Annotated in this window: 19 protein-coding genes; 14 read left to right on the plus strand and 5 right to left on the minus strand. The window is 63.0% G+C overall.

Annotated features, from left to right (window positions below; all coding sequences use genetic code 11):
- Window positions 1-14: 14 nt before the first annotated feature.
- The 5 genes from BA011_RS30675 to BA011_RS30700 all read right to left on the minus strand — a co-directional run bounded on the left by BA011_RS30675 (window position 15) and on the right by BA011_RS30700 (window position 8,187).
- A protein-coding gene (locus BA011_RS30675) for an IS3 family transposase (protein ID WP_151343665.1) occupies window positions 15-1,204 on the minus strand; the annotation gives its coding sequence in 2 pieces (ribosomal slippage) (window positions 15-955 and window positions 955-1,204; 1,191 coding nt in all).
- A 42-nt stretch (window positions 1,205-1,246) separates the two neighbouring features.
- A complete protein-coding gene (locus BA011_RS30685; RefSeq protein ID WP_151343666.1) occupies window positions 1,247-4,357 on the minus strand; it encodes a hypothetical protein in 3,111 nt (1,036 codons plus the stop codon).
- Window positions 4,358-4,485: 128 nt separating this feature from the next.
- Window positions 4,486-5,940 (minus strand): DUF1254 domain-containing protein, encoded by a 1,455-nt coding sequence (locus tag BA011_RS30690; RefSeq protein WP_151343667.1) that lies wholly within the window; start codon window positions 5,938-5,940, stop codon window positions 4,486-4,488.
- Between the two features lie 19 nt (window positions 5,941-5,959).
- Complete coding sequence (locus BA011_RS30695; RefSeq protein ID WP_065283616.1) at window positions 5,960-7,360, minus strand: DUF1254 domain-containing protein; 1,401 nt, start codon at window positions 7,358-7,360, stop codon at window positions 5,960-5,962.
- Between the two features lie 26 nt (window positions 7,361-7,386).
- Window positions 7,387-8,187 (minus strand): hypothetical protein, encoded by an 801-nt coding sequence (locus BA011_RS30700; protein ID WP_065283617.1) that lies wholly within the window; start codon window positions 8,185-8,187, stop codon window positions 7,387-7,389.
- 202 nt (window positions 8,188-8,389) lie between these two features.
- On the opposite strand from BA011_RS30700, the gene BA011_RS30705 reads away from it, so the two are divergent.
- The 14 genes from BA011_RS30705 to BA011_RS30770 all read left to right on the plus strand — a co-directional run bounded on the left by BA011_RS30705 (window position 8,390) and on the right by BA011_RS30770 (window position 25,636).
- The gene (locus tag BA011_RS30705; protein WP_065283618.1) at window positions 8,390-8,665 is read left to right on the plus strand and encodes a hypothetical protein; all 276 of its coding nucleotides are present in this window, start codon (window positions 8,390-8,392) and stop codon (window positions 8,663-8,665) included.
- Window positions 8,666-8,772: 107 nt separating this feature from the next.
- A complete protein-coding gene (locus BA011_RS30710) occupies window positions 8,773-10,518 on the plus strand; it encodes a hypothetical protein (RefSeq protein WP_065283619.1) in 1,746 nt (581 codons plus the stop codon).
- An 83-nt stretch (window positions 10,519-10,601) separates the two neighbouring features.
- On the plus strand, window positions 10,602-13,211 hold the full coding sequence (locus BA011_RS30715; RefSeq protein ID WP_065283620.1) for an SH3 domain-containing protein: 2,610 nt from the start codon (window positions 10,602-10,604) through the stop codon (window positions 13,209-13,211).
- A gap of 32 nt (window positions 13,212-13,243) precedes the next feature.
- Complete coding sequence (locus BA011_RS30720; protein WP_065283621.1) at window positions 13,244-14,224, plus strand: SphA family protein; 981 nt, start codon at window positions 13,244-13,246, stop codon at window positions 14,222-14,224.
- Window positions 14,225-15,457 carry an alpha/beta hydrolase gene (locus BA011_RS30725; RefSeq protein WP_065283622.1) on the plus strand — a complete coding sequence of 411 codons (1,233 nt, stop codon included), beginning with the start codon at window positions 14,225-14,227 and terminating at the stop codon, window positions 15,455-15,457.
- A 167-nt stretch (window positions 15,458-15,624) separates the two neighbouring features.
- Window positions 15,625-17,268: an arylsulfatase gene (locus BA011_RS30730; RefSeq protein ID WP_065283623.1), complete on the plus strand. Its 1,644-nt coding sequence runs from the start codon at window positions 15,625-15,627 to the stop codon at window positions 17,266-17,268.
- A 58-nt stretch (window positions 17,269-17,326) separates the two neighbouring features.
- Entirely contained in the window at window positions 17,327-18,304 is a 978-nt protein-coding gene (locus BA011_RS30735; protein WP_065283624.1) for an AAA family ATPase, read from the plus strand.
- Entirely contained in the window at window positions 18,301-19,236 is a 936-nt protein-coding gene (locus tag BA011_RS30740; protein ID WP_065283625.1) for a DUF58 domain-containing protein, read from the plus strand. The genes BA011_RS30735 and BA011_RS30740 overlap by 4 nt, the downstream gene beginning before the upstream one ends.
- Window positions 19,236-19,757 (plus strand): DUF4381 domain-containing protein, encoded by a 522-nt coding sequence (locus BA011_RS30745; protein ID WP_065283626.1) that lies wholly within the window; start codon window positions 19,236-19,238, stop codon window positions 19,755-19,757. Before BA011_RS30740 ends, BA011_RS30745 begins: the two co-directional genes overlap by 1 nt.
- Complete coding sequence (locus BA011_RS30750; protein ID WP_065283627.1) at window positions 19,744-20,733, plus strand: vWA domain-containing protein; 990 nt, start codon at window positions 19,744-19,746, stop codon at window positions 20,731-20,733. Before BA011_RS30745 ends, BA011_RS30750 begins: the two co-directional genes overlap by 14 nt.
- Window positions 20,730-22,283 (plus strand): VWA domain-containing protein, encoded by a 1,554-nt coding sequence (locus BA011_RS30755; protein ID WP_065283628.1) that lies wholly within the window; start codon window positions 20,730-20,732, stop codon window positions 22,281-22,283. Before BA011_RS30750 ends, BA011_RS30755 begins: the two co-directional genes overlap by 4 nt.
- A complete protein-coding gene (locus BA011_RS30760; RefSeq protein ID WP_065283629.1) occupies window positions 22,280-23,593 on the plus strand; it encodes a BatD family protein in 1,314 nt (437 codons plus the stop codon). The genes BA011_RS30755 and BA011_RS30760 overlap by 4 nt, the downstream gene beginning before the upstream one ends.
- A gap of 64 nt (window positions 23,594-23,657) precedes the next feature.
- Window positions 23,658-24,626, plus strand: a complete 969-nt coding sequence (locus BA011_RS30765; protein ID WP_065283630.1) for a formylglycine-generating enzyme family protein — start codon at window positions 23,658-23,660, stop codon at window positions 24,624-24,626.
- On the plus strand, window positions 24,623-25,636 hold the full coding sequence (locus tag BA011_RS30770; protein WP_065283631.1) for an HAD family hydrolase: 1,014 nt from the start codon (window positions 24,623-24,625) through the stop codon (window positions 25,634-25,636). The genes BA011_RS30765 and BA011_RS30770 overlap by 4 nt, the downstream gene beginning before the upstream one ends.
- The last annotated feature ends 1 nt before the right edge of the window (window position 25,637 follow it).

Consider the following 25,637-nt stretch of genomic DNA (forward strand, 5'->3'; position numbering starts at 1 on the left):
CTTGCCCCCAAGTTTTATCCAGTTTTGAGTTCGCTCCAGCGGTTTTGGGTTGCTGTATTCGGGGCGGTAGCGGCGGGTTGCTGTGCGGAGCCATTCCGGCTGCGCAGCACCGCATCACGTCGCGGGTTGATTGTCTGAGCGAACTCGGCAGGTGTCATCCAGCCGAGTCCAGAGTGCGGTCGATGATCGTTGTAATCGCTGCGCCAGTTTGAAAGCGCTGATCGAGCATGGGTCAGTGACGAGAAGAGAGTTTCATTCAGGAATTCGTCTCGCAGCCGCCCATTGAAGCTTTCGATGAAGGCGTTCTGGATCGGTTTGCCCGGTGCGATGTAGTGCCATTCCACCTTGGTCCGATCCGTCCATTGCAGGATCGCGTTGCTGGTGAACTCGCTGCCATTGTCGCTGACGATCATCTTCGGCTTGCCTCGTCCCTCGATGATCCGGTCCAGCTCACGGGCAACCCGCAGGCCGGAAAGGGACGTATCGGCGACGAGGCCCAGGCATTCCCTGGTGCAATCGTCGACGACCGTAAGCATCCGGAACCTGCGTCCATCGGTGAGTTGATCCGACACGAAGTCCAGTGACCAGCGATCATTGGCGGCAAGCGGGATCAGCATCGGTGCTCGTGTGCCTATCGCTCGCTTCCGCCCGCCGCGCTTGCGCACGGTGAGCTTCTCCTCCCGATAGAGCCGGAATAGCTTTTTGTGGTTCACAAGGTGTCCCTCGCGCCTGAGCAGCACATGAAGGCGTCGATAGCCAAAGCGGCGGCGTTCATTCGCCAACGCCTTCATGCGCTCGCGAAGGCCATGATCGTCGCCGCGGCTGGTTTCGTAACGGATCGTCATTCGGCAAAACCCGATGGCTTTACACGCCCGCCGTTCGCTCATCTCGTGGTGATCCATCAGATGAGCGACAGCTTTCCGCCTTGCTGCGGGCGTCACCACTTCTTTCCCAAAATGTCTTTCAAAGCCGCATTGTCGAGCATCGCATCTGCCAGGAGCCGTTTCAGCTTCGTGTTCTCGTCTTCCAGCGTCTTCAGCCGCTTGGCTTCGGATACGTCCATGCCGCCGAATTTGGCCCTCCATTTATAGATGCTGGCATCGCTGACGCCGTGCTTGCGGCAAAGCTCCGAGACCGGCGTGCCAGCCTCGTGCTCCTTCAGAATGCCGATGATCTGTTCGTCTGTGAAACGATTGCGCTTCATTCCCTGGTCCTCTCAATGGGCCAGAGCTTACTTCAAAATGGATTATTTCAACGGGGCAAGGTCACCCTGCATGGCACCAAACCTGTAGTCGAACTCCGGCGCGCCGTCGTAGACGCCGCGAGCATCTCCGTCGCGATGGCCCCAGTGGCCGATGCCTCGCAGCCAGAAGCCGTTGAAGTTCTCGTCCTCGCCGATATCCGTGCGTCCCTTGAGCTGCTCCTCCTCGCCGACGCGCTCGTGCAGCGTGTCGATGATGTGCCTGCCGTAGATCGCCGCCATCGATGGAACTGCGGCGTAGAGCGAGACTTCCGGGCGATAGATCGGGGTAGGATCCGGTGGACCGACAAGCTCGGAACGCAGGTACCAGTCCTCCGGCCCGGATCCGTCGACGCTGCTTCGGAAGAGCAGGTAGTCGTATGGTCCCGCGACTGCCGGCGCGGCGAGATGGAACGCCGCCGGATCGGTCACGCCGCCGTTGATCGCGTCGACGACGAGGATGCCGTTGCCGGTCGTCAATGCTCCGCCGCCGGTCGCGTTGGAGATGATGAGGCCACTGGTTCCGGTGGCCGACCCACCGTCGACGACGAGGCGGTCCGACGGAGAACCGTCCGTGTCGAGATAGGTGTTCAATCCGATGTTGCCGTCCTCGCCGACATAGTTGACAACCGTCAGAGTCATGTAGCTCGCGAGCAGAGAAGGATCGCCGGCCGGGGCGGAGAATTGGATCAGACTGGGGTCGTTCAGCAGCGTCGTGAGGTTGGAGCTGCCAGTCATGTTCCAGAGGCTATTGTCCTCCAGAACAAGATTCGAGACGCTTCCCGGCGCCGTGAAGGCGGCGCCGGTCACCACGGAGCGAGACAGCGTCACGTTGGCAAGACCGGGAACGACCGGCAGGGCCGCGGGGGGAGTGAACACGGGCGAGGTTTCCAGTCCTTCCGGGTCCGTCACGCCTCCGAGGCCCGCGTCAGGCGCGGCCAGGGGCTGGAAGTCGGCGATCGTCCCGACGCTTAGCCACTGCCCGCTCGACGAGACCACGGAGCCGGTCAGCGAGACGACCCCCTCCCCGCCCACCGCGATCGCCGGGCCGTCGACGTTGCCCAGCCGGCTCGCGTCGAACCGCGCCTCAGAGACAAGGCCGGCCGCGCCGGCGACATATAGCGCGTAGGAGTCACTCCCTCTCGCCTCCACCGAGGTTCTCAGCCCGTTCACCAGCCCGCCGCCCTCGGCGAGAGCCCCGTGCGACGCCGTACCCTCGGTAGTCACAGTGGTGTCGATAAGGTTGACCTCGCTGCCGTTGTCTCTCGAGTGCAGCCCAGACGAGCGGTCGCCCTCTGTCAGTATGACCGTGTTGCGAGCGTCAATGCTTGCCGACATGATCGAGCGGAGACCGGAAGCGAGGTCTCCATGGGTGGTGAGGAGCGAGTCGTCGAGCAATATGGCCGAGTCGGCAGGAAGAAAGTGCTCGACCGCCATCGCCCCGTGCGCTCCCGTTCCAAAGGTCTCGCCGACGATGCCTGCTGGAAACTGTGGCCCCGACTGCTCGACCGTGGAATAGAGGCCGATGCTCGTCGCTCCAAGGGTCGTGATCGAGTTGCCGTTCAACAAGATGGTTCCGCCATCGTCGGCGACCACGCCCATGGCGGTCAGGCCTTCAGTTCGCACAGAAGTTCCGTTGGCTCTCACGATCCCGCCTGGATTGCGGGCTGCAATGCCGTGTGGATAGGCGCTCAGACGCACGGAGTCTCCGGTCGTAACGATCGAACCGCCGTTGAGGGTTATGTCGCCCCCAAGGTCGGCAAGGACACCCATCGCGTTGTCCGGCCCGGCAGTCGAGAAGGTCACGTTGTTGGCGACGACCGTGGCGTTTCCAGCCGCAAGCGCGGGAGCGTCCCGCCCCGTCGTCGTCGAGGATCCTCCCGTCATCGTCGCCGTTCCGCCATCTCCGATACGAAGACCATATCCAATCGCACCACTACTCCTGACATTGCTGTCCGTCAGGTCGATGGAAGACCCTGCTCCCTGGACATTGACCGCTGTCGAGTTCGCTGAAAACAGGCTGCTGTTGGAAAACGACGCCCCTCCGCCGTCGAACACGAAGGCAGCGTTCGCGCGGGTTCCGGAGACCGATATGGCCGTGCCGGACACCGTGGCCGTCGAACCCGCGTCCTGGACGGAGAGGCCATTGCCTCGCTGCCCCGTGGTGTCGACCGTGCTGTTTGTCAGAAGAAGGCTCCCGCCCGACAGGACTCGGGTGGCCGACGAAGGGTCGCTGTCGGCCTGCGAATTGCTGCTGGTGCTGATGGTCGCGCCTGTAAGTGCGACGACGCCACCGTTTTCGGCGCGGGCGGCGCTTGCAAACAGGCCGGAGGTGCCGAGCGTCACGCTGGTACCGTCGATCCGGCTGCCCGATCCAGTCGCGATGAGAGCATGGCTGCCGGTGACGGGCGTCGTAGTTAGATCCTGCACGCCCGTTGTCGTTACCTGCGTGCCTCCGCCGATCACGACATGTCCACCGTCCGCCGCCTGGACGCCAAATGAGCCACGAGAGGCGGTCGAGACCGTGCCGCCCGTGAGCGTAACGGTGCTTCCTGACCCCGTCGCGGTGACGGCATGGTTCGCGATGCCGTTGACTGCGCCCCTCGTCGAAATGGCGGAGTTGGTGAAGCTCGCCATGCCGCCGTTCTGCGCGAGCACGGCAAGATTGTCGCTGACCGTCGTCGCCCCGGTTCCGAGCGTGATCGTCAGGCCGGTGGCGCTGATGTTGCTTCCGAAACCGTCGGAAATCACGCCTCTTTGGCCCGTCCCTGCCTGAGACGTGATGATGGTACTGCCGCTCAACTCGACGGCAGCTCCGGACAGCGCCTGCGCGCCGACGAAAGTTCTCGGCACGACACCGGGACCGAGCTGCACGGTGATTCCCTGGGCTGTGATGGCCGCGCCGGCATTTCTAGCGTCCAGCCCCGGCACGGCGGCCTGCGATACCACGATGTTGGAACCTGCGGTGACGGTGCAGGAGGTTCCGTCGACAAATACTGGTCCGGCCGCGCAGGTCTGCGCAACAGCGCTGTAGGCGTCGAGCATCAGCCCCGCGAACATTATCGCCAGTGCGGCGTGGAGCCCGACTGACGCCGACAACCATCGGTGAATTCGCATCGCTGCTTCCCCTCCTATGATTCGCGCGAAGCTTGCCAATCAGCACGCAGGGAGGGAAGCATGTAACAGTAACAACTCAGGCTACATCGAGCAACGCAAACGCGAGCCGCGTTCTGCACGATTGTCGCTCATCCTTTCCTCTCGATGTCGGGCAGCGCCCAGCTCTTGTCGAAGAACTTCTCCGTTGGCCCGTACCATCGAAAGTAGGCAAACCATCCTCGACCGGGGATCGTCCTGACCCAGTTGACGTCATCCTTTGGCGGCTGTGGGCCGAAATGGACGTCGACCGAGCCGTCGACGTTCTCCTTCAGCTTGTCCTGACTGGACACGCCAGCTTTCATCGTCTGGGTCTTGATCATCGAGCGGGTCATGACATCGTATACGGTAACAGCCCAGAATTCCTTGGCGGGGACGTCGGCCGGAACGTGCAGGGTGTAGTTCCTGCCGCCCTCCAGCCAGGCGCCTGTTTTGTCTTTTGCCGCGCTCATGTATTGCGAGCCGGCACCGGGGATCATCTTGATCATGCCTTCGGCGATAGTGATCGCCTCGAACGTATAGTCGGTGCGTTCGTCGAGCTGGGTGTATCCGGGCGCCTCCTGGGATGGATCGAGGGTCAGCACCCATTCCCAATGCGTTCCCGGATAGGATGAGGCGTTTTCCAGCCGCGGAGCCATGCTGAGCGTCTGAGCCATCAGAAAGCCCACGTCCGCCGCTTCCGTCAGGATCTTCTTCTGCCGGTCGTCCGGCTTGAAGGCCTTCCCCTTCTCGATGCCAAGCGGCTTCAACATCGCGTGAAAGAAGCGATCTCGTTCCTCGACCGGTTCTTTGTCGAGAGCATCGGAAAGGAGCTGCCAATAGCCGAAGCCTTTCGGGGCGATCGAATTCAGTGGTCGGTTGCCGGCCCGAACCACACGCGTTTCAGGAGGACGCTCGGCCTTAGACAGGGGGTAGACCTTGATCCGAGCGAGCGTGTCCACCGCCGACTTGACGTCTCCGTCCTTCACGAAGGCGCGGCCGATGAACATCGTCTGGTTCGTCTTCGACTTTGCGGCGAGATAGCCGTCCGGAACGGGGCCGTCGTAACCCGGCGGCAGCAGCAGGAACTTGCCGCCCTTACCCCTGTCGGGACCGAACGGACCGACCTCGACGACCGGCCGTTGCCAGAAGTCGTCAATCACGCCGTAAACGCCGACGGGGGAGTCGATGACGACGGGTCCGTCCCGCTCAAGATCGGTGAAGACGGCCGCGTAGATAGTTGTGTTGTTGCCCGTAAGGGCGCTGACGACTGGGGTCGTGTATCCATCAACGAGCCCGACGTCGTCGTAGTCGACGCCCCAGTCGCTTCTGTTCGCTGACCTTAGCGCCTCCATGGCAACGAGCGGCGTCGCCCATATGTAGGCCTGCGTGGCACGCTGGAAGTCGAGCTCGTCATAGAGCTTGCCCACGGACTTCGTGCTCGGATACCCTCCTTGCAGTTCGACAGGTCCGATATGCGTCTTGACCGGCCCGGTTAGAACGTCCTTGGCAGAGGCCGTTGTGCCTATGACCAGCGCGGCGGCGGCTGCGACAACGAAGCTTCTCATGTTGGTCCTCCTTGCGCTTCTAGCGCACCCGCTCGAGATCCGGGAGCACCCAGCTCTTGTCGAACAATGCCTTGGTCGGCGCGTAAAGACGGAACATGACTTCGAACTTCCGCTCGGGATCGGTCGGGATCCAGTTCGCCTCCTCCCCTCTCGGGACCTTCGGACCGAGGAAGACGTCGACGGAGCCGTCCTTGTTCTTCTTGAGATCGGCGATCTGCGACGAACGGCTGGCGCGGTCCATGTTGCGAATGAGCGCATGGGTCTCGCGGTCGTAAGCGGTCAGCGACCAGTATTGCTGAACGGGCACGTCGGCTGGCACGCTCAGGCGATAGGTTTGCGACCCATCGAAGTCATGACCGGCCTTGTCCTTGATGGAGATCAGGTAGAATTGCCCGGTTCCCAGCCGTTTCAGGCCGACGAAGGCGTAGCTATAGGCGACGCCGCGCAGATCGACCGGATAGGCTTCGGGTTTGTCATATCCGGCCTGGGCGCTCTTCACGAGTTCGGGGTTGGCCGCGAAGTTCCATCGGCTGTTGTCGTAGAAGGGGACCAGCCCACTATCGTACTTCTCCGCGAGCCACTCCTTGCCCTCCTTCACGCCTGCTTCGAGCTGTTTCGCAACCGCCGGCGGCGGGGAGAATGTCTTGCCCTTCTCGATGCCGAGCGACCGGAGTTGGTCGATGATCGCCCGGTCGCGCGATAGCCACGGTTCGTACTGCACCACCCGGTCGAGCGACTTGAAGAAACTTTCGTCGTATTTGATGGTGGAATCGAAGACGACGTCCTTGGCGTCGGTGAAGACCGTCTCGGGCGGGTTGCCGGCCTCCGACAGTGGATAGACCTTCAGTCGCTTGGCGTATTCGACGGACTTGGCAATGTCGGCGTCGCTATGGCTGGCAAGGTTCGATCGCAGAAGCGCGTATCCGCCGAAGGTGTCGGACTGGAGCGGGATGTACCCATCCGGGACCTTGTCCTTGTACCCCGGCGGAAGCACAAGATATTTGCCGCCCTTGCCCTGATCGGCGCCCGATGGCCCGGCGTCCTCGAGGGCCATCTGCCAGACGTTGACGATGTTGCCGTTGATCGAGCCCCCCTCGGCCGGCGGAACCTCGATCACGACGGGACCCACGCTCTTGGTGTCGGTGAATGCCATCAGATAGATCGCGTCGGGATTGGGCGTCAGGGTCTGGTTGTGCCAGTCGAGCGGCCGCGACCAGTAGAGGATCTGGTTCACCTTGCCCTTCGTCTTGGTCAGCATCTCCTGGAGCATCAGGTCGTAGTTGACCGCCGGGATGCCCCAGATGACGGCCTCGACGGCGCGCCGCTCGACCGTGCGGGACGCCAGCTCCTCAGAAGTGAGCGCTGCCGCGGTGGTTGTCGCGGCCGAGAGAATAAGAAGCGCGAAGATCGTTTTACGCATGGGATGCTCCTGAATTGCGTCGGACGTCACCGTCTGACCGGAAACTGGAAGTTGACGCCGGCGAAGATCTGCCAGCGAGGCGCACCCGGTCCGTCGTGCCAGACCGTATACTGAGGCTCGACGAAGGCGTTCATCGTCACGCCCTTATCGAGTTGGAACACCTTGCCGACGCCTGCGCCCACCGGGATGTAGGAATTGCCGCTCTCGAGATTGAAGTTCCACGTCGCCGACGAACGCAGATACCAGCCGTCCGACAGGTTGATGTTGAGGATCGGCTGGAAGATCAAAAGGCTCACATCCTCCCGGTCGTCCACGCCCGCAAAGGACGCCTGATAGGTCGCAAGGGCTCCGAGGAGTCCCCAGCTTTGAGGCGCGACGACGACGCCCGCCGCTCCGATCTGCCATTTGCCGCTTCCAAGGGACTCGTCCGTGGCAGTCGGCACGACGAGCAGCGGGCCGCCGCCGAGGGTGACGTCTCCACGCTTCGGCAGGATGAAGAGATCCATCAGCGTGAGGTCGCCGAGCCCGGTGACATATCCGCTTGGAACGTCGGGGGACGTCGCGATCGGGAGTGTAAAGCGAAGAAGCTGCGGCAGGCCGAACATGTCCGACGGGATGAGACCGCGCAGCAGGAACTGGTTCGACTCGGGCTCTCCCGGCGTGTCGATGAAGCTCGGAATATAATAGTCCTGAAGGTTGATGGTGATCTTCGGCGTGAGCGGGTTGTTGGCCTCGTTGACGGCGTCGTGCGCCTCCTGGGCTAGCACCGGAGGGGCGACGAAGAGAGCTACAAGCACCGAAGAAGCGTTGGAAACGAATGTGCGCATGGAGCCTCCGGATGGATCGTGGCCACTGCAGCACGAAACCTTCTTGCGGCCCAGTCCGTAACTGTAACAACGCGGCCGCCGGCAATAGGAGCGGATCATTGTTACAGTAACAATCTCGCTTTTTTCGATTGACTGAAGCGAGAATGGAGGACAGCCCGCCCCTCCCGCACGGCTCCCGTCGATAAAGGAAAGCCTGCAAGAAATGGACACTGTTCGCGACGCAGCACATCGAGGACTGTTGAAGCTGATGCTGCGGCTCCCGGCAGTGCGCGGGCAGCTCCAAATCCTATGGCGGACAGACACCTCGCTTGAAGCACTGTGCGAAGCCTACGAGGCTGCGACCACCACCTTCGAGCGTCTGGCGCGAAAGTCGAGCGCAGGAGAGGATGGTCTCGTTGAAGAGTACCGCAACGTGTGCCTCGAGCTCGAAAAGGACGTCCAGACCCGCTGTCTCGCACCCGCGGCGCGAATCAGATGAGCCGAACGGCAAGTATTCGTTGACCATGCAAGTGAACGAGATTGCAACTTTTGGTGACATCGCCCATATTCACCCCTGCTTATGGATCGACGGGCGTGAGGTGCGGGATGGCAGCGAACGGCGTGAGCAGCGGGGCACGCTTGGTCTCCGAAGACAGGGCGCGTGCTGAAACGGAGCGGCTGTTGGCCGATCCAAGGCTCCATGTATCCGACAGGCATCGGGCCTTCCTGCGTTACATCACAGACGCCCTATTCGAGGGGCGCAGCGACACGGTCAAGGCTTACTCAGTCGCGATCGACGTATTCAACCGGCCGGCGTCCTTCGACCCCTCATCCGACCCGATCGTCCGCATCGAGGCGACAAGGCTGCGTGAAACCCTCCAGAAATACTATGAGGATCTTGGCGAGGAACCGGGCGCGAGGCTCGACATACCTCGCGGTCGCTATGTTCCGGTCTTCGTTGAACGCGACCATCCGCCCTGCCCGCTGGAGGAATCGGAAAGCGCCGACGAGAATGCTTCGTCCGCGGAGCCTACTCCGGATGCCATCGTACCGCCGGCCGCAAAACCTCCGGCGGTCTCCGCAAACCGGTGGCGCTACGTGGCGACGGGTTTGATGGGGCTCTGCGTGGTCTGCCTGGGCGCGTACGGCGTCGTCAACAGCCTGGTTCCTGTCGCCATCGACACCCAGAAGCCCTTCGTCGCGCTGTCGATAAACGTCTCGCAAAACGACAAGGCGGCCGGCGAAGCGGTCATGGAAGACCTCGCCGTGTCGCTCGCACGTTTCGGCACCGTACGTCTGAAATCCGGTGCCTCCGGCTCGAGAGTGCCTCGCGATGCGATGGAGCAGAGTCTCTACGAGATCAACATGCGTTACGCCGAGAATGAAAGTTTGGTCTCACTGTGGTGGCAGGTTTCCGATGCCGCCAGCGGCGAGGCCGTCTGGACCGACGAGGAGCGGCGTACCGTCGCGGCCGGAATGCGCGAGGAGGCCATGCGCGACCTGGTCTTTTCAGTATCCCGAAGGCTTGCAAGACCCGCCGGCATCATCAACGCGATCGAGCTTAGGCGCAACCTCCCGGCGTCCACGATCGGCAACGTGTGCGTCCTTAGAGGCGAATTTGCAGTCGAGCAACGCGACGCCGCCGGCCTGAAGGCGGCCCGCTCCTGCCTGGCGGCCACGATCGCTGCCGATCCCACGGATGCGGACGCGATGGCCACACTTGCGCGCGTTTATGTCTGGATCGGCCGCGCGACCGGCGACGACAGCTATTTCGGCCGTGGCCTGGAACTGGCCAACCGGGCAGCGACCCTCTCGCCTTCCTCGCCAAGAGCCGCACTGGCGCAATTGGGCGTGCAGTATCAGCTCGGACAGAACGAGATCTCGATAGCGGCCGGCCGCCGTGGCGTCGCTCTAAACCCTGAAAACGCCGACCTGCTCGCCAAGCTCTCGATGGTGGTGTTCCTTACAGGACACTGGGAAGAGGGCGTGCAGCTTGCCAGACAGGCGGCGGAGATCGCCGGCCAGCCGATACGCGATGCAAGCTTCGTCATGATACTCGACGAATATCGCCAGGAACGTTACGCGCAAGCCGTGTTCCTCGCACGGCAGGTTCCGGCACCGGACGCGCCGACGACGGTTTTGAAGCTGGCCGCGATCGCTCGCCTCGGCGACCGGCCAGTGACGGAGCAGGAGATAGCCGCAGCCCGGTTGCAGCATCCCGATCTCGAGCGGACGGTCGCTGCGATGTTCTCCGGAGCGCGCTACGACAGCAATCTCAGAAACGCGTTGCGCGCAGGCATTCTGGAAGCCGGCCTGAAAATGCCGGAACTCGCCAGCAACGGTGCGATGTAACAGTAACATCCTTGTCCGAAAGGCTCCGATGGCATTCCTTCGACCGGTCCGCAGATCGCGGGCGATGACGTCGAAGGGCCGCCATGATGCGCAAGCTGCTTGTCTTCTCAGTCGCTTCCACCTTTCTCGCAGGCAACGTGCTGGCCGATCCCGCGGTCATGACCGCGGCCGTCAATCTGCGTTCGGGACCGGGCACGGGGTTTGAGGCGGTCGGAAACGTTCCGGAAGGCGCGCAGGTCGACCTCAAGGAATGCGACGGGAGCGGCGCATGGTGCGCGGTTGACTTCGGTGGCAAAAGCGGGTTCGTCAGCGGGCGCTATCTCAGCCAGGCTTCAGCCGAAACCCCGACGTGGCCGAAGACGTTCACGGCGGATAGCGGAGCGGTGCTGACCCTGTTCCAGCCGCAGGTGATCGACTGGCCGAACTTTACAAAGCTCGACGCGCTGATCGCCGCGGAACTGAAGCTTTCGAAGGACTCGCAGCCGGTCTACGGCGTGATCGGCGTCACGGCGAAGACGGTTGCCGACGACGAGACCGACAATATCGTGCTGACGGACGTCCAGACGACCGCGGTATACTTCTCGACGCTCGACAAGGAGCAGCTTTCGAAACTCGCGCTCGGCGTCGGCAGGATCATGCCGACCGATCCGATCACGGTCTCGCAGGACCGCCTTACGGCGAGCCTCGCCGATTACAAGCGGTTGAACGATGTCTCCGGGCTCAAGGCGGATCCGCCGCCGATCTTCACGAGCGAAACCGCCGCCATCCTCGTGCAGACCGACGGCAAGGAGGTGGTTTCTCCGGTCAAGGGCGTGCAGGGCCTCTCCTTCGTCGTCAACACCAACTGGGACATCTTCCAGACCGATGCCGACAAGGCCTTCTACCTCAGGAGCGAGAAAAATTGGCTGAAGGCGACGAGCCTCGACGGCGAATGGACGGAAGCAGATGTGCTGCCGCCCGAGATATCCAGCCTGCCCGACGACGACGCCTGGAAGGACGTGAAGGCGGCCCTGCCCGCGGTGAAATTCGGCGAAAGCGGTGTCCCCAGGGTCTTCTATTCGGACGTGCCGGCCGAGCTCCTCGTGTTCGAAGGAAAGCCTGCACTGCAGAAGGTGCCGGGCACCGGACTGGAATGGGCCTCGAACACGACCAGCGACGTCTTCTACCGCCCGTTCGACAGCACATGGTACGTGCTGCTTTCCGGCCGCTGGTTCTCGGCGGCGTCGCTCGACGGGCCCTGGACATTTGCGACGCCGAACCTGCCTGCCGACTTCCAGAACATTCCGCAGGACGCGTCCTACTACGCGGTTCGGGCGTCGGTTCCGGGAACCTCGGAAAGCGCGGAGGCACGCCTGAAGGCGAGCATTCCGCAGATGGCCCGCGTCGCGACCGACGGAACCGTCAAGGTCGACGTCGCCTACAGCGGCGATCCGAAATTCGAGACGATCGACGGCACCAGTCTCTCCTACGCGGTCAACTCGAACGAACAGGTGATCAAGGTCGGCGAAAAATACTTCGTGCTGAAGGACGGGGTCTGGTTCGTCGGCGACACGCCGACCGGGCCGTTCGAAGTGGCGAAAGCCGTTCCGGACGAGGTCTACGAGATCCCGGCCTCCTCTCCCGTCTACAACGTGACCTATGTCAGGGTCTACGATACGGAACCCGACGCCGTCTGGTACGGCTATACCGCGGGCTACCTCGGGGCCTACCTCGCATGGGACGCCCTCGTCTGGGGAACCGGATGGGCCTACCGTCCCTGGTGGGACTTCGGTTGGGCTGGCGGCTACTGGCCGTACTATCCTCGCCCGGTCACCTACGGGGTCGGCGCCTTCTACAATCCTGCCTTCGGCACCTTCGGCCGCTATGGCTACGCTTACGGTCCCTATCGTGGCATCGCCGGCGGGGCGGCGTATAATCCGCGCACGGGAACCTATGTCCGCGGTGGCGCGATCTCCGGTCCGGCCGGTTCGCGTGGCTTCGTCACCGCGTTCAATCCGAGGACGGGCAACGCCTTCGCGGCCCGCGGCGGCACCAACGTCTATGGCTCGTGGGGCACGGCGGCCGTAAAGCATGGCGGCGAGTTCGCCCGTATCAGCGGCGGGTCCACGGGCAACGCCGCGGGTCTGCACTGGCATAATTCCTCGGGCGACCGCGGTTTCATCGCCGGCGGCAAGGGCGGCGACATCTACGCCGGGCGCGATGGCAACGTCTACCGCCGCGAGAACGGCGAATGGCAGAAGCACACGCCCGACGGCTGGGATCCAGTAAGCCGTCCAGCTACCGAAAGCCTGAAGAACGTCGGCGAGCAGTTTGCTTCCAAGCATCCGGAAACCGCCGACCGCATCCGCCAGAACGCTCCCGAGCGCGCGCAGAACATCCAGAACCGGGTGGAGAACAATCCCGCAGCCAAGGACCGTGTCCAGAACCGGGTAGAGACGCGCCAGAACGCCGCTCCTCGGCGGCAGGTTCGGGAACGCGCCCCCGACAATCTCGGCGTCGACCGCGTCGCTCGGCATGTCGGCAACCAGCGAGACCTGTCGCGCAGCTACGGACGCCGCGACATCGGACAGTTCGGAGGCGGCCGGCAGTTCGGCGGCGGCGGCCGTGAATTTAATGGCTCCCGCGGCGGCGCCTTCCACGGCGGAGGTGGGGGCTTCCACGGCGGTGGCGGCGGACACTTCCGCAGACGTTGAGCCTCGTAGAATCTTGGAGATTGAGAACTTCGATGACCTCTGAATTTGGCAGACGCCTGGCATTAGTAGCAGCCACGACGTTGCTTCCTTCGCTTGCACTAGCGGCCGAGGGCGGCGCGGGCTTCTATCTGCTTGGCGCGAAGCTTCCCGCAAGTGCGATCACGCCGCCTCCCGGCGTGTTCTTCTCGAACGACATCTACATGTACACGGGCGATCTCGGGGGCGGACGGGCGCTGCCATCAGGTGGCCGACTGGCGGTCGGCGTCGAAGGCTCGGCCGTCATCGAGGTGCCTACCGTGCTCTGGATCCTTCCGGAGGATGTTGCCGGTGGCCACCTCGGACTGTCGCTCACCGTCCCTGTCGGCTGGAAGAACACAGACGCCGATGTGACATTGGCGGGACCGCGAGGTGGGACAGCATCCGGATCGATCTCCGATCCGGTCTTCACCGTCGGCGATCCGGTCCTTGGCGCCCTGCTGGGCTGGGAAGCCGGCAACTTCCATTGGCAGACCAGCCTCCTGGTCAACGTTCCGGTCGGCGATTATCAGGACGGCGAGATATCGAACATAGCCTTCCACCACTGGGGCGCCGACGTATCGGCCGGCGTGACCTGGCTGGACCCGACGATCGGCCTCGACCTGTCGGCGGTGGTCGGCATGACGTTCAATGCCGAAAACCCTGCCACCGACTACCGCACGGGCAACGAGTTCCATGTCGAATGGGCCGCCGTCCAGCACTTCAACGAGCAGTTCGACGCCGGTCTCGTTGGGTACTACTACGACCAGGTGACCGGCGATAGCGGCGCCGGCGCGTCCAGCGACTTCAAGGGGCGCGTCGCGGCCATCGGCGCGACGATCGGCTGGACGTTCAAAGCGGGCGAAGTGCCGATATCGACCCGCATCAAGTATTTCCACGAATTCGCCGCAGAAAACCGCGCCGAGGGAGACGCCGTCTACCTCACGATCTCGATGCCGCTGTCGATCACCAAGCCCACCAACATAGTGGCGCAATAGATGAAGCTCCTGCGGCTGACACGTCTTTCCGTCTTGATGGGCTTCCTCCCGGCGCTGGCCGGCTGCGGACACCCGAGCGGCGTCATGCAGCCGGTGGCGCTGGCGGCAGGAAAGAGCACGACGCAGGTCGACATGCTGGTGGCGACGACCAGGCAGCCTTCGGGCGATCCCGCGACGCTGTTCAACGGCGAGCGCAGCCCGAAGCCCTCCATGACCGACGTCGCGGTCTCCATTCCATCGAAGCGCGAACCGGGCACCGTCCAGTGGCCGCAGCGGCTGCCGCCCAATCCCGCCACGGACTTTGCCGTCACGCGGGTGAAGCAGATCGACACCATTCCGGAAGGCCGAGCATGGTTCCGCCAGCATATCCAGGGCGGGCATGCGCTGGTTTTCATCCACGGGTTCAACAACACATACGAGGACTCGGTCTTCCGCCTCGCCCAGATCGTCCACGACAGCGGCATGCAGGCGACGCCGATCCTCTTCACCTGGCCGTCACGCGCGCAACTCACCGGATACGAGTACGACAAGGAGAGCACGAACTATTCGCGCACGGCGCTCGAGCAGTCCCTGCGGGTCCTCGCCGCCGATCCTGATGTGAAGGACATCACCATCCTGGCGCATTCCATGGGCACGTGGCTGGCGATGGAATCGTTGCGGCAGATGGGCATCCGCGACGGCCACGTCAACGCCAAGATCCACAACGTCATCCTCGCCTCCCCTGACATAGATATCCAGGTGTTCGCAAAGCAATACGTCGAAATGGGCGAGCCCAAGCCGAAGTTCACGATCTTCGTCTCGCAGGACGACCGGGCGCTCGCGGCATCTAGCTTCATCACCGGCAATGTGTCGCGGCTAGGCGCGATCGATCCATCGAAGGAACCATATCGCTCGCGGCTGGAGAAGGCGGGGATCACCGCGATCGACCTCACGAAGGTGAAGACCGGCGACAGTCTCCATCATGGCAAGTTCGCCGAAAGTCCCGGCATCGTCCAGCTCATCGGCCAGCGTCTGATGACCGGACAAACGCTGACGGATTCCAACATTTCTCTCGGACAGGGCGTCGCCGCCGTCGTGGGCGGGACAGCGCGTACTGTCGGCACCGTCGCGGGCGCTGCTGTCGCGGCACCGCTGACGATCGTCGAACAGCCAATGAGGAAAAGGCAGCCGACCGGAACCGAAGTGGAAGACGACCTCGAAAGCGATCGGAAGCCGACGCCTTTGACCCAGTAGGCGCGCATCCTGGACGGATTGTTACCCCAGGCTGCCCGCCATGTAACTGTTACAAGCTTACCCCCTCGCCACGCGTGACGCAGTATCGCGGCGCATAGGAACCCGACGAAAACTACGCATCCCGCCTGATAAGCCCAGACGCATTCGCAAGTAGAAAGGACCTTGTGATGAGCACGCCCATCCATCGAAGACTTCTTGCAGCCACGGCCGCGGTCGCGATGACCATGACCTCGGCTGTCATCGTCGCGCCCGCTTTCGCACAACAGGACGCGCCGGCCCCTGCCACCGCACCGACCGCCGATGCATCCAGGCCGAACATTCTTGTCATCTTCGGCGACGACGTCGGGCAGACAAATATCAGCGCCTATTCCTTCGGCGTCGTCGGATACAGGACGCCGAACATCGACAGCATCGCCAAGGCCGGCATGATGTTCACCGACTACTATGCCGAGAACAGTTGCACGGCGGGCCGCTCGACCTTCATCACCGGCCAGACATGCCTGCGCACCGGTCTCTGCAAGGTTGGCGCACCCGGTGCTCCAGTTGGACTGCAAGCCAGCGACATCACGATCGCCCAGGCGCTCAAGCCTCTTGGCTATGCGACCGGCCAGTTCGGCAAAAACCACCTTGGCGACCGCGATGAGTACCTGCCGACCAAGCACGGCTTCGACGAATTCTTCGGCAACCTTTACCATCTGAACGCCGAGGAGGAGCCGGAAGCGCCCTATTGGCCCAAGGATGACCAGGAGTTCCTGAAGGCCTATAACCCGCGTGGCGTCATCAAGGCTTCCGCCGACGGCAAGGTCGAGGACACCGGCCCTCTGACGACGAAGCGCATGGAAACCATCGATGACGAGACGACCGCAGCCGCGATCGACTTCATGGGTCGGCAGGCAAAAGAGAACAAGCCATTCTTCACGTGGATGAACACGACCCGCATGCATCTCTTTACGCATGTGAGGGAATCCATGCGCGGCCAGAGCGGCATGCAAGGCAACGAGTATGCCGACGGCATGGTCGAGCACGACGGAGACGTCGGCAAGCTGCTGAAGGCGCTCGATGATCTCGGCATCACCGACAATACGATCGTCGTCTACAGCACCGACAACGGACCGAACCAGTTCTCGTGGCCCGACGCAGCGACGACGCCGTTCCGCAGCGAAAAGGATACCAACTGGGAAGGCGCCTTCCGTGTTCCCGCGATGGTCAAATGGCCGGGACACATCCAGCCTGGTCAGGTCTCCAATCAGATAGTTTCGGGGCTCGACTGGTTCCCGACGCTGCTCGCGGCCGCTGGCGATCCCGATGTGAAGAACCGGCTTCTTCAGGGCTGGACGCCCGAAGGCGGTACGACGAGCTTCAAGAACCACCTGGACGGCTACAACCAGCTCGATTACCTCACGGGCAAGTCGGACAAGAGCGCTCGGCATGACTTCTACTATTTTGACGACGACGGTGGGCTGGTGGCAACCCGCTACGACGATTGGAAGGTCGTGTTCAAGGAGCAGCCGGCAGAAGGCGGCTTTGCTGTATGGCAGACACCATTTATCACATGGCGGCTTCCGAAGTTGTTCAACCTGCGGATGGATCCCTATGAGCGGGCCGACAAGGTCTCCGATCAATATAACGACTGGCTGGTCCGCAACGATTATCTGCTGGTGAAAGGTCAGTTGCAGGGCGCTGCCTTCCTCGAGACCTTCGTCAAGTATCCGCCCAGCCAGCGGGTCGCCAGCTTCAATATCGAAGGCGTCCGCGCAGAGGTGGACAAGGCGATTGACCAATCCTTCAAGGATCGCGGTATCGAGAAATAAGCAATGCACCAAGGCGCGCAGGCGGTCTGCGCGCCTCTCCTTTCTCACCGAGGCTCCCATGACGGTTCGCGACGACATCCTCGATCTCGGCACGCGTATCGGCCGCTCGATCATCGGTCAGGAGACCATGGTCGAACGGCTCCTGCTCGGGCTGCTCGCCAATGGCCATCTGCTGGTCGAGGGACTTCCTGGTCTCGCAAAAACCAGAGCAATCAAGAGCCTGGCCAAGAACCTTGATTCAGAGCTTTCACGCGTTCAATTCACCCCCGACCTTCTCCCGGCCGACATTACCGGCTCCGAGATCTACTTCAGCGACGGCGGCAAGGGCGAATTCAAGTTCCAGCAGGGACCGATCTTCGCCAACCTCATTCTGGCGGACGAGATCAACCGCGCGCCGGCCAAGGTGCAGTCCGCGCTGCTCGAGGCCATGGAGGAACGCCAGGTCACCGTTGGTGGCAAGAGCTATCCGCTGCCGCCGCTCTTCATGGTGATGGCGACGCAAAACCCCATCGAGCAGGAAGGCACCTACCCCCTCCCCGAGGCGCAGCTCGACCGCTTCCTGATGCATGTCGAGGTCGGCTATCCCGACGAGACATCGGAGGCAGCCATCATGCGGCTCAACCGCGACGAGGAAAACCAGGCGCATGGCGGCACAAAGCCGCCGTTGCCGGAAAAGCTAAACCCACAGGTTGTATTCGACGCCCGGAAGGAGATCGGCGCTATCACCGTTTCCGAAGCCGTCGAGAAGTACATGGTGGCGCTCGTCTTCGCCACGCGTTATCCCGATCGCTACGACAAGGATCTCGCGAGGTTGCTGCAGGTGGGTGCCAGCCCTCGCGGTGTGATCGGCCTCGACAAGGTTTCGCGATCCTATGCCTGGCTGAAGGGGCGCGATTATGTCACCCCTGATGACGTCAAGGCGATCGTCCACGACGTCTTTCGCCACCGGCTGATCCTGTCCTACGAGGCACACGCATCGAACACCACGCCGGACAAGGTGATCGACCGCATCGTCGAACTGGTGGCGGTCTCATGAGCGATGCGGGCGTCTATGTTTCGACGGACGAACTGGTCGCGCTCGAAGCGAGAGCCCGGGATCTGAGCTTCGTCCAGAAGGCGCGCAGCCACCAGCAGCTTGCAGGCCGCATGCAGTCGGCGATGCGCGGCCGGGGACTGATCTTCGAAGAACTCCGCGACTATCTGCCCGGCGACGACATCCGCTCCATCGACTGGCGCGTCACGGCGCGAACCAACAGACCGGTGGTCCGGATCTACTCCGAGGAAAAGGAGCGGCCCGCGCTGATCATCGTCGACCAGCGGATCAATATGTTCTTCGGCAGCAGGCGATCGATGAAATCGGTCACGGCAGCCGAAGCCGCGATGCTCTGCGCCTGGCGCATACTGGGTTCCGGCGACAGGGTCGGCGGCTTCGTCTTTGGCGAAAGCGGGACCAGCGAGGTGAAGCCGCATCGCAGTCGCAACGCCGTGATCGCCTTCGCGGGCCGGATCGCCGAAAAGAACAAGGAACTGAGGGCCGATGCGGCATCGGCGGCGTCCGGACAGCTCGACGCCGTGCTCGAAACCGTCTCGAACATCGCGCATCACGACCATCTCGTGGTGGTGATCTCCGATTTCGACGGGCATACGGCGCGGACCCGAGACCTTCTCCTGCGCCTTTCCTCCCGCAACGACGTCGTCTGCATTCTCGTCTACGATCCCTTCCTGCTGGAGCTGCCGAAGTCCGGAGACATCGTCGTCAGCGGCGGCGGCACGCAGGCGGAGCTGGCGCTTCGAACGGCAAGCGTTCGGACCTCGATCGACGCCTTTGCGCGCAACCGCGGACGGGAACTGCGGGCATGGCAGCACGAACTCGGACTGGCGATGCTGCCGGTCTCTGCCGCCGAGGAGACTGCGCCTCAGCTTCGGCGACTTCTCGAGCAGTCCGCCTGGCGACAACGGAGGCGTTGATGGGACCGGCAGCAAAGCTTGATCCGATGACGGAGATGGCCCTGCATTCGCTCCGCGACATCGCGACGCCCGAACCGGTGTCATGGATGCCGCAAACATGGGGGTGGGGCGTTCTCGCAGGCGCCCTGCTTGTGATGTTGGCCCTGACCGGGATCCGGTGGATCTTGCGTTATCGTGCAAACGCATACCGGCGCGAAGCCTTGGCCCTCCTGAAGGTCGTCGACGAGCAGCTTCGAAACCCTGCGACCCGGCGCGATGGCATTCGAGACCTTGGCGAAGTCTTAAAGCGAACGGCGCTGGCGGCGTGGCCCCGTAGTGAAGTTGCCTCGCTTTCGGCCAAAGCCTGGGCCCGCTTCCTTGAACAGCATGATGTCGACGGTGCCGGGCATGCTCTCGAGCGGCTGCTGGACGACTTCGAATACCACGGTGCGGAGGTCGTCGCCAACCTTCCGTCGAACGTCTGCAGCGACCTGGTGGCCGCCGCCCGCAACTGGATCGAACGTCACAATGTACCAGCTTGATCTCCCCTGGCTATTGTTGACGCTCCCTGCTCCGCTGCTTGTCTGGTGGCTTCTTCCCGCCCACCGTGCGACGTCCGCCTCGATCAGGCTGCCCTTCTTCTCACAGGTCGCCGAGGCGGCCGGCGTTCGTCCGACCGATAGATCGGTGATTGCGCGCAGGACGTGGCCGCAGCTCTTCTGCGAAGGACTCGCATGGTGTCTCGTCGTGCTGGCGCTCGCCCATCCGCAGTTCGTCGAACCTCCGATCGAGAAGGTCGAGCCGCAGCGTGACATCCTGCTGGCGCTAGATCTGTCGCAATCGATGGACACAATAGATTTTCCGGACGCCGACGGGAAGCCGCTCGCCCGTGTCGAAGCCGTCAAGCATGTCGTCGCGGACTTCGTGGGCAGGCGGCCGGGCGACCGGATCGGCCTCGTCGCCTTCGGAGACGCGCCCTATCCATTAGCACCCTTCACCATGGATCACGCGCTGGTCCAGACGATGATCGCAGACGCCGTGCCGGGGATGGCGGGACCGCGCACATCACTCGGAGACGCGCTCGGGCTTGCCATCAGGATGTTCGAGAAGACGACCGTGCCGGAGAAGGTGCTCATCGTTCTGACGGACGGAAACGATACCGCGAGCCGGATGCCGCCCCTGAAGGCGGCCGAGATCGCGAAGTCGAAGGGCGTGATCGTCCACACGGTGGGCATCGGAGGCCCTGCCGCAACGGGCGAGGACAAGCTGGACACCGCGACATTGCAGAAGATCGCGGCCCGCACCGGCGGCAGATACTTCTTTGGGGGCGACCAGGCGCAGCTCGCGGCGATCTACGACGCGCTCGACCAGATCACGCCGGAAGACCAGAAGAACCGATCCTGGCGGCCGCGAGCAGAGCTGTTCCAATGGCCCTTGCTCGCCGCCGTGCTGGTGCTCTCCGGATACCACGTGCTGGCTGGCGCGGTCGGGGTCATCCGTCGGAGAGCCGCCGCATGATCACGGACTTCCACTTCATCCGGCCATGGCTTCTCGTCCTCCTGCCACTGCCGGTCCTGATCCTCTGGCTGGCCTCCCGCTCGGGCGACGTCCGGTCGCAATGGAGGGGCATGATCGCGCCGCATCTGCTCGACAGCCTTATAGTCGACGGGTCGGCAGGCTCGAGGATCCGGCCGTCGTGGGTCCTCGCGGGTATCCTCGTCGCCGGGATTGTCGGCGCGGCGGGCCCGACGTGGCAGCGCGAGCCGCCGCCCTTCGTCGAGGACGCTGCGCCTCTCGTCATCGCCCTCGATCTGTCGCAGACGATGGACGCCATCGACGTGACCCCGTCGCGGATCGAGCGCGCCAAGCTCAAGATCAAGGACGTGATCGATACAAGGCAAGGTGCCCGGACTGCGATCGTCGCCTATGCGGGCACCGCCCATCTCGTCCTGCCGCCGACAGAGGACGCCGCCTTGCTCGAAAGCTACTCCGACGCCCTCGCGACGAGGCTGATGCCGAAACCTGGAAAGGACACGGCAGCCGCCCTGGCGCTCGCCGAAAGCCTCCTCGAAAAGGAAGGGGCGACGGGCACGATCCTGCTTCTGACCGACGGGGTCGAAGACGCGGCTTCGAAGGCGATCGAATCCAATGTGAACGGCATCGTCATCCTCGGCGTCGGCACGTCGGCCGGCGGCCCGGTCAAGACGCCCGACGGAGGATTCGCGTCGGACCCTTCCGGATCACGCCTGTTATCGAAGCTCGACGTAGCCAAGCTGGAGGAAATCGGAAAGGAGACCGGAGCCGACGTCGCGACGGTGACCAATGACGATACGGACGTGCGGTGGATAGCGGAGCGGGTGCGCTCGAACTTCGCACAAAGGCAGGCCAAGGAAGGCGACCGCTGGCGCGACCTGGGCTGGTGGCTGGTCGTGCCCTTGTCGATCGCCATGGCCTTCTCCTTCCGCAGCGGATGGGTGGTTCGAACCGGCGTCCTGCTGCTGGCGGTCCATCTGTACTCGCCAGGCAGCGCGCACGCCGACGGGCTGGTGGACATGTGGCTGACCAACGACCAGCAGGGCCGGATCGCATTCGAACGAGGCGAGTTCGACGCCGCTGCTGGGCACTTCGTCGACCCGATGTGGAAAGGCGTCGCCCTTTATCGAGCCGGCAAATTCCAGGGGGCGGTGGACGCACTCGCTTCCGTCGACACCGCCCAAAGCTCGTATGACCAGGGCAACGCCCTTCTTCATCTCGGACAGTATGACGAGGCTGTCGCCGCCTACGGCAAGGCGCTTGAGAAGCGGAAGGACTGGCCGGAGGCGATTGCGAACCTCGCGATCGCGCAGCAGCTCCTCAAAGCCCAGAAGGAGAAGCAGGAAGAGCAGCCGGAGCAGCCGAGCGAGGCGCCCGACAGCGTCCAGTTCGACGACAAGGGAAAGCAGGGCAAGGAGGGAATGATCAACATCGCCGAGCAGACCTCCGAGATGTGGATGAAGAACATCAACGTCAGCCCGGCCGACTTGATTGCGCGCAAGTTCTCCATCGAGGCCGGGAGGAAGTCGCAATGAGATTGCTCGCCGTCTTGATCGGCCTTCTCGCATGCGGACCGGGCTTCGCCGCCGAACCGTTCGGGCGTGCGTCGATCGAGGGCGCCGAAGAAATAGTTCCCGGCCAGCAGGTTCATGTCGTCGTCGACGTGTTCGCGCCGGACTTTTTTACGTCGCCACCGCAGTTTCCGCTGTTCGACGTGCCGGACGCTCTCGTCACGTTGTCGAACGACCGCGCCCAGAACTTGGTGCAGACCATCGACGGCGTGCAGTATTCGGGCATCCGTAGAGGCTACGCGGTCGTTCCGGAAAGGGCGGGTTCCTTCCCGCTCCCAGTGATCGAGATCGATCTCGGCTTCTCGTCCGATGGCAATTCGACAAAGGCGATTGTGAAGGTCGCCCTTCCCTCCTTCGACGTCGGCGCTTTCTCCCACCAGGCCGCCATGCCATTCGCCGCGCGCGGCCTGACGATGACGGAGTCCTTCGACAGGGACCCGGCGAGCCTGAAGGTAGGCGACGCTCTGGTGAGGACGGTCGTCGTCTTTGCCGAGGACACACAGGCGATGCTGATACCTCCGGTCGCGTTCGGAACGACTGCGGGGGTGGCGCGGTACGAAAAGCCGGCGGTACTTGCAGACGGCGTCGAGCAGCAGGGGATCGGCCGCAGCGTCGAAACTGGGAGCACGCGGAGCGAGACGGTCGTCTATACCGCCTCCGACACGGGACGCTTTCCACTTCCGGCGATCTCCTATCCGTGGTTCGACGTGGACGAGCACGTCATGTCAGCCGCGACCCTCCCCGCCACCGACGTCGTCGTCGCGCCGGCTGCAGTTGCCGAACGCATCCAGCCTGAGCTTCAACGCGAGAATGCGCCTGCGAGCCGCGTGTGGAAAGGCTGGCTTTTGGTCATCTTGCTGTGCGCCATCGATTTGGCGGTCGCCGCTTTCGCCTGGTGGCGGTTACCGGCAATCCGCACCTGGGCGACACGCGTGCGCCAGCGGCGCAGGAATTCTCCGCGGCGTCGGCTTAGTCGGATACGAACGATCATTCGAGTAGGTGACGAGCTCGCGGTCTATCGAGGGCTTCAGGACTGGAGCGGTACTCTGGGATATCGAACGGTTTCTGAGTGGGTGGAAGCACAGGCCTGTCCGCGTCTCTCGGCTCAAGTCGCCATCCTCGAACGTCGGCTCTTCAGGTCCCGCGACATGCAGTTGGACCGGGCGGCGCTAGCGTCGGCGATAACCTTGCCGGTGGCCGATGGTCGGCCACCGAAACGCGCCTTGCCCGACCTCAATCCGACGGCGGAAAACCCATTGTTACGCCCATTGTAACGGTAACAAGCTTCCCTCGCCGCGCGCGGGAGCTAAGCTCGGCCCATCAGTTCTGGAGGCAGCGATGGCTTTGGCATTCGACGACACGACGGAATCCCGGCGCGACGGCTTGATCTGGATTCCCGGCCGCACATTCACGATGGGATCGAACGACCACTATCCAGAGGAGGCCCCGGCCAATCCCGTCAATGTCGATGGTTTCTGGATTTCGGAGACGCCGGTCACCAACAGGCAGTTCAAGCAATTCGTCGAGACGACGGGATATGTCACCGTCGCAGAGAAAGTTCCCGATCCAAAGGACTATCCCGGTGCGAAGCCCGAGATGCTGAGGGCGGGGTCGCTGGTGTTCACGCAGCCGAAAGCCGTGAACGGCGCCGACATCTCCCAGTGGTGGACATTCAAGTTCGGTGCGAACTGGCGCCGACCCCTCGGCGGTCTCAGCGATCTGCGCGGCAAGCTCGATCATCCGGTCGTGCACGTCGCCTACGCGGACGCCGCTGCCTATGCGCACTGGGCGGGGCTCGATTTGCCGACGGAAGCCGAATGGGAGCTTGCCGGCCGCGGAGGGCAGGATGATGCGGAATATGCATGGGGCGACGAGTTCGCGCCGGGCGGTGTCCCGATGGCAAACACCTGGAGTGGCACGTTCCCTACCCACTCGATGAAGCCGAAAGGCCAAGAACGCACCTCGCCCGTGCGTTCGTTCCCGCCGAACGGCTTCGGCCTCTACGACATGATCGGCAACGTCTGGGAATGGACCAGCGACTACTGGTCGACCCGGCATCCTGAACCGGCGAATCACTCGTGCTGCATTCCGAGCAACCCACGCGGGCGTGACGCCGAGGCAAGCTACGATCCGCACCAGCCTGAAATCCGAATAGCGCGGCGGGTGCTGAAGGGCGGCTCCCATCTCTGCGCTCCAAACTACTGCAGACGCTACCGTCCTGCCGCCCGCCACGCCGAGCCCGAGGATACTTCCACCAGCCATGTCGGCTTCCGTTGCGTCAGGCGCACCGAAGGAGAAGCGAAATGAGAAGGCGTTTCCAGGCTTCCGATACCGTGCTTGCATCACTTTTCGTCGCCGCCCTTCTGCTCGTCAGTGGCGTCGTCGGAACGGCCGTGGCGCAGGAGGTCCTGCCGTCCTGGAACGGCACCGCGGCAAAGACCAGGATTATGGACTTCGTCAAGGCAACGACAGCCGAGGGTGGCGAGGGATACGTCGCGCCCGAAGACCGGATCGCGGTCTTCGACAATGACGGCACCCTCTGGTCGGAGCAACCCATCTACTTCCAGTTTGCTTTTATGCTCGACCGTGTGAAGACGCTCGCACCTGATCACCCTGAATGGCAGGCCAAGGAGCCGTTCAAGTCGGTGCTGGCAGGCGATCCGATGGGCGTGATGAAAGGCGGCGAGAAACGGATCATGGATCTCGCGATGACGACGCATGCCGGGATGACGACGGACCAGTTCTCGAAGATCGTCACCGACTGGTTTGCGAGCTCTAAGCACCCGAAAACCGCAAAGCCCTACGACGAGATGACCTTCGTGCCGATGCGCGATCTCCTCGACTACCTCAGGGCCAACGGCTTCAAGACCTACATCGTCTCCGGTGGCGGCGTCGAGTTCATGCGGCCGATGACCGAGAAGATGTACGGCATCCCGCCGGAACAGGTAGTCGGCAGCACCATCACGACGGAATATGCCACCGTCGGCGACGAGCCCGTGCTCAACAGGCTACCGAAGATCGACTTCGTCGACGATGGCGCTGGCAAGCCTTCCGGCATCAACAAATTCATCGGGCGCAAGCCGATCTTCGTGGCCGGGAATTCTGACGGCGACTATGAGATGTTGCGATGGGTCACCGCCAAGGGTCCGAGCTTTGCGATGATCGTCCATCACACGGATGCGGAACGGGAGGTCGCCTACGATCGAAAGAGCGAAATCGGCAAGCTCGACAAGGCGCTCGACGAAGCGGAGCGCCGCAACTGGCTGGTTGTCGATATGAAGGCGGACTGGAAGAAGGTCTTCTCATTCGAGAAATAGA

The organism is Rhizobium leguminosarum (assembly GCF_001679785.1).
In the GTDB taxonomy this organism is placed as follows: domain Bacteria; phylum Pseudomonadota; class Alphaproteobacteria; order Rhizobiales; family Rhizobiaceae; genus Rhizobium; species Rhizobium leguminosarum_R.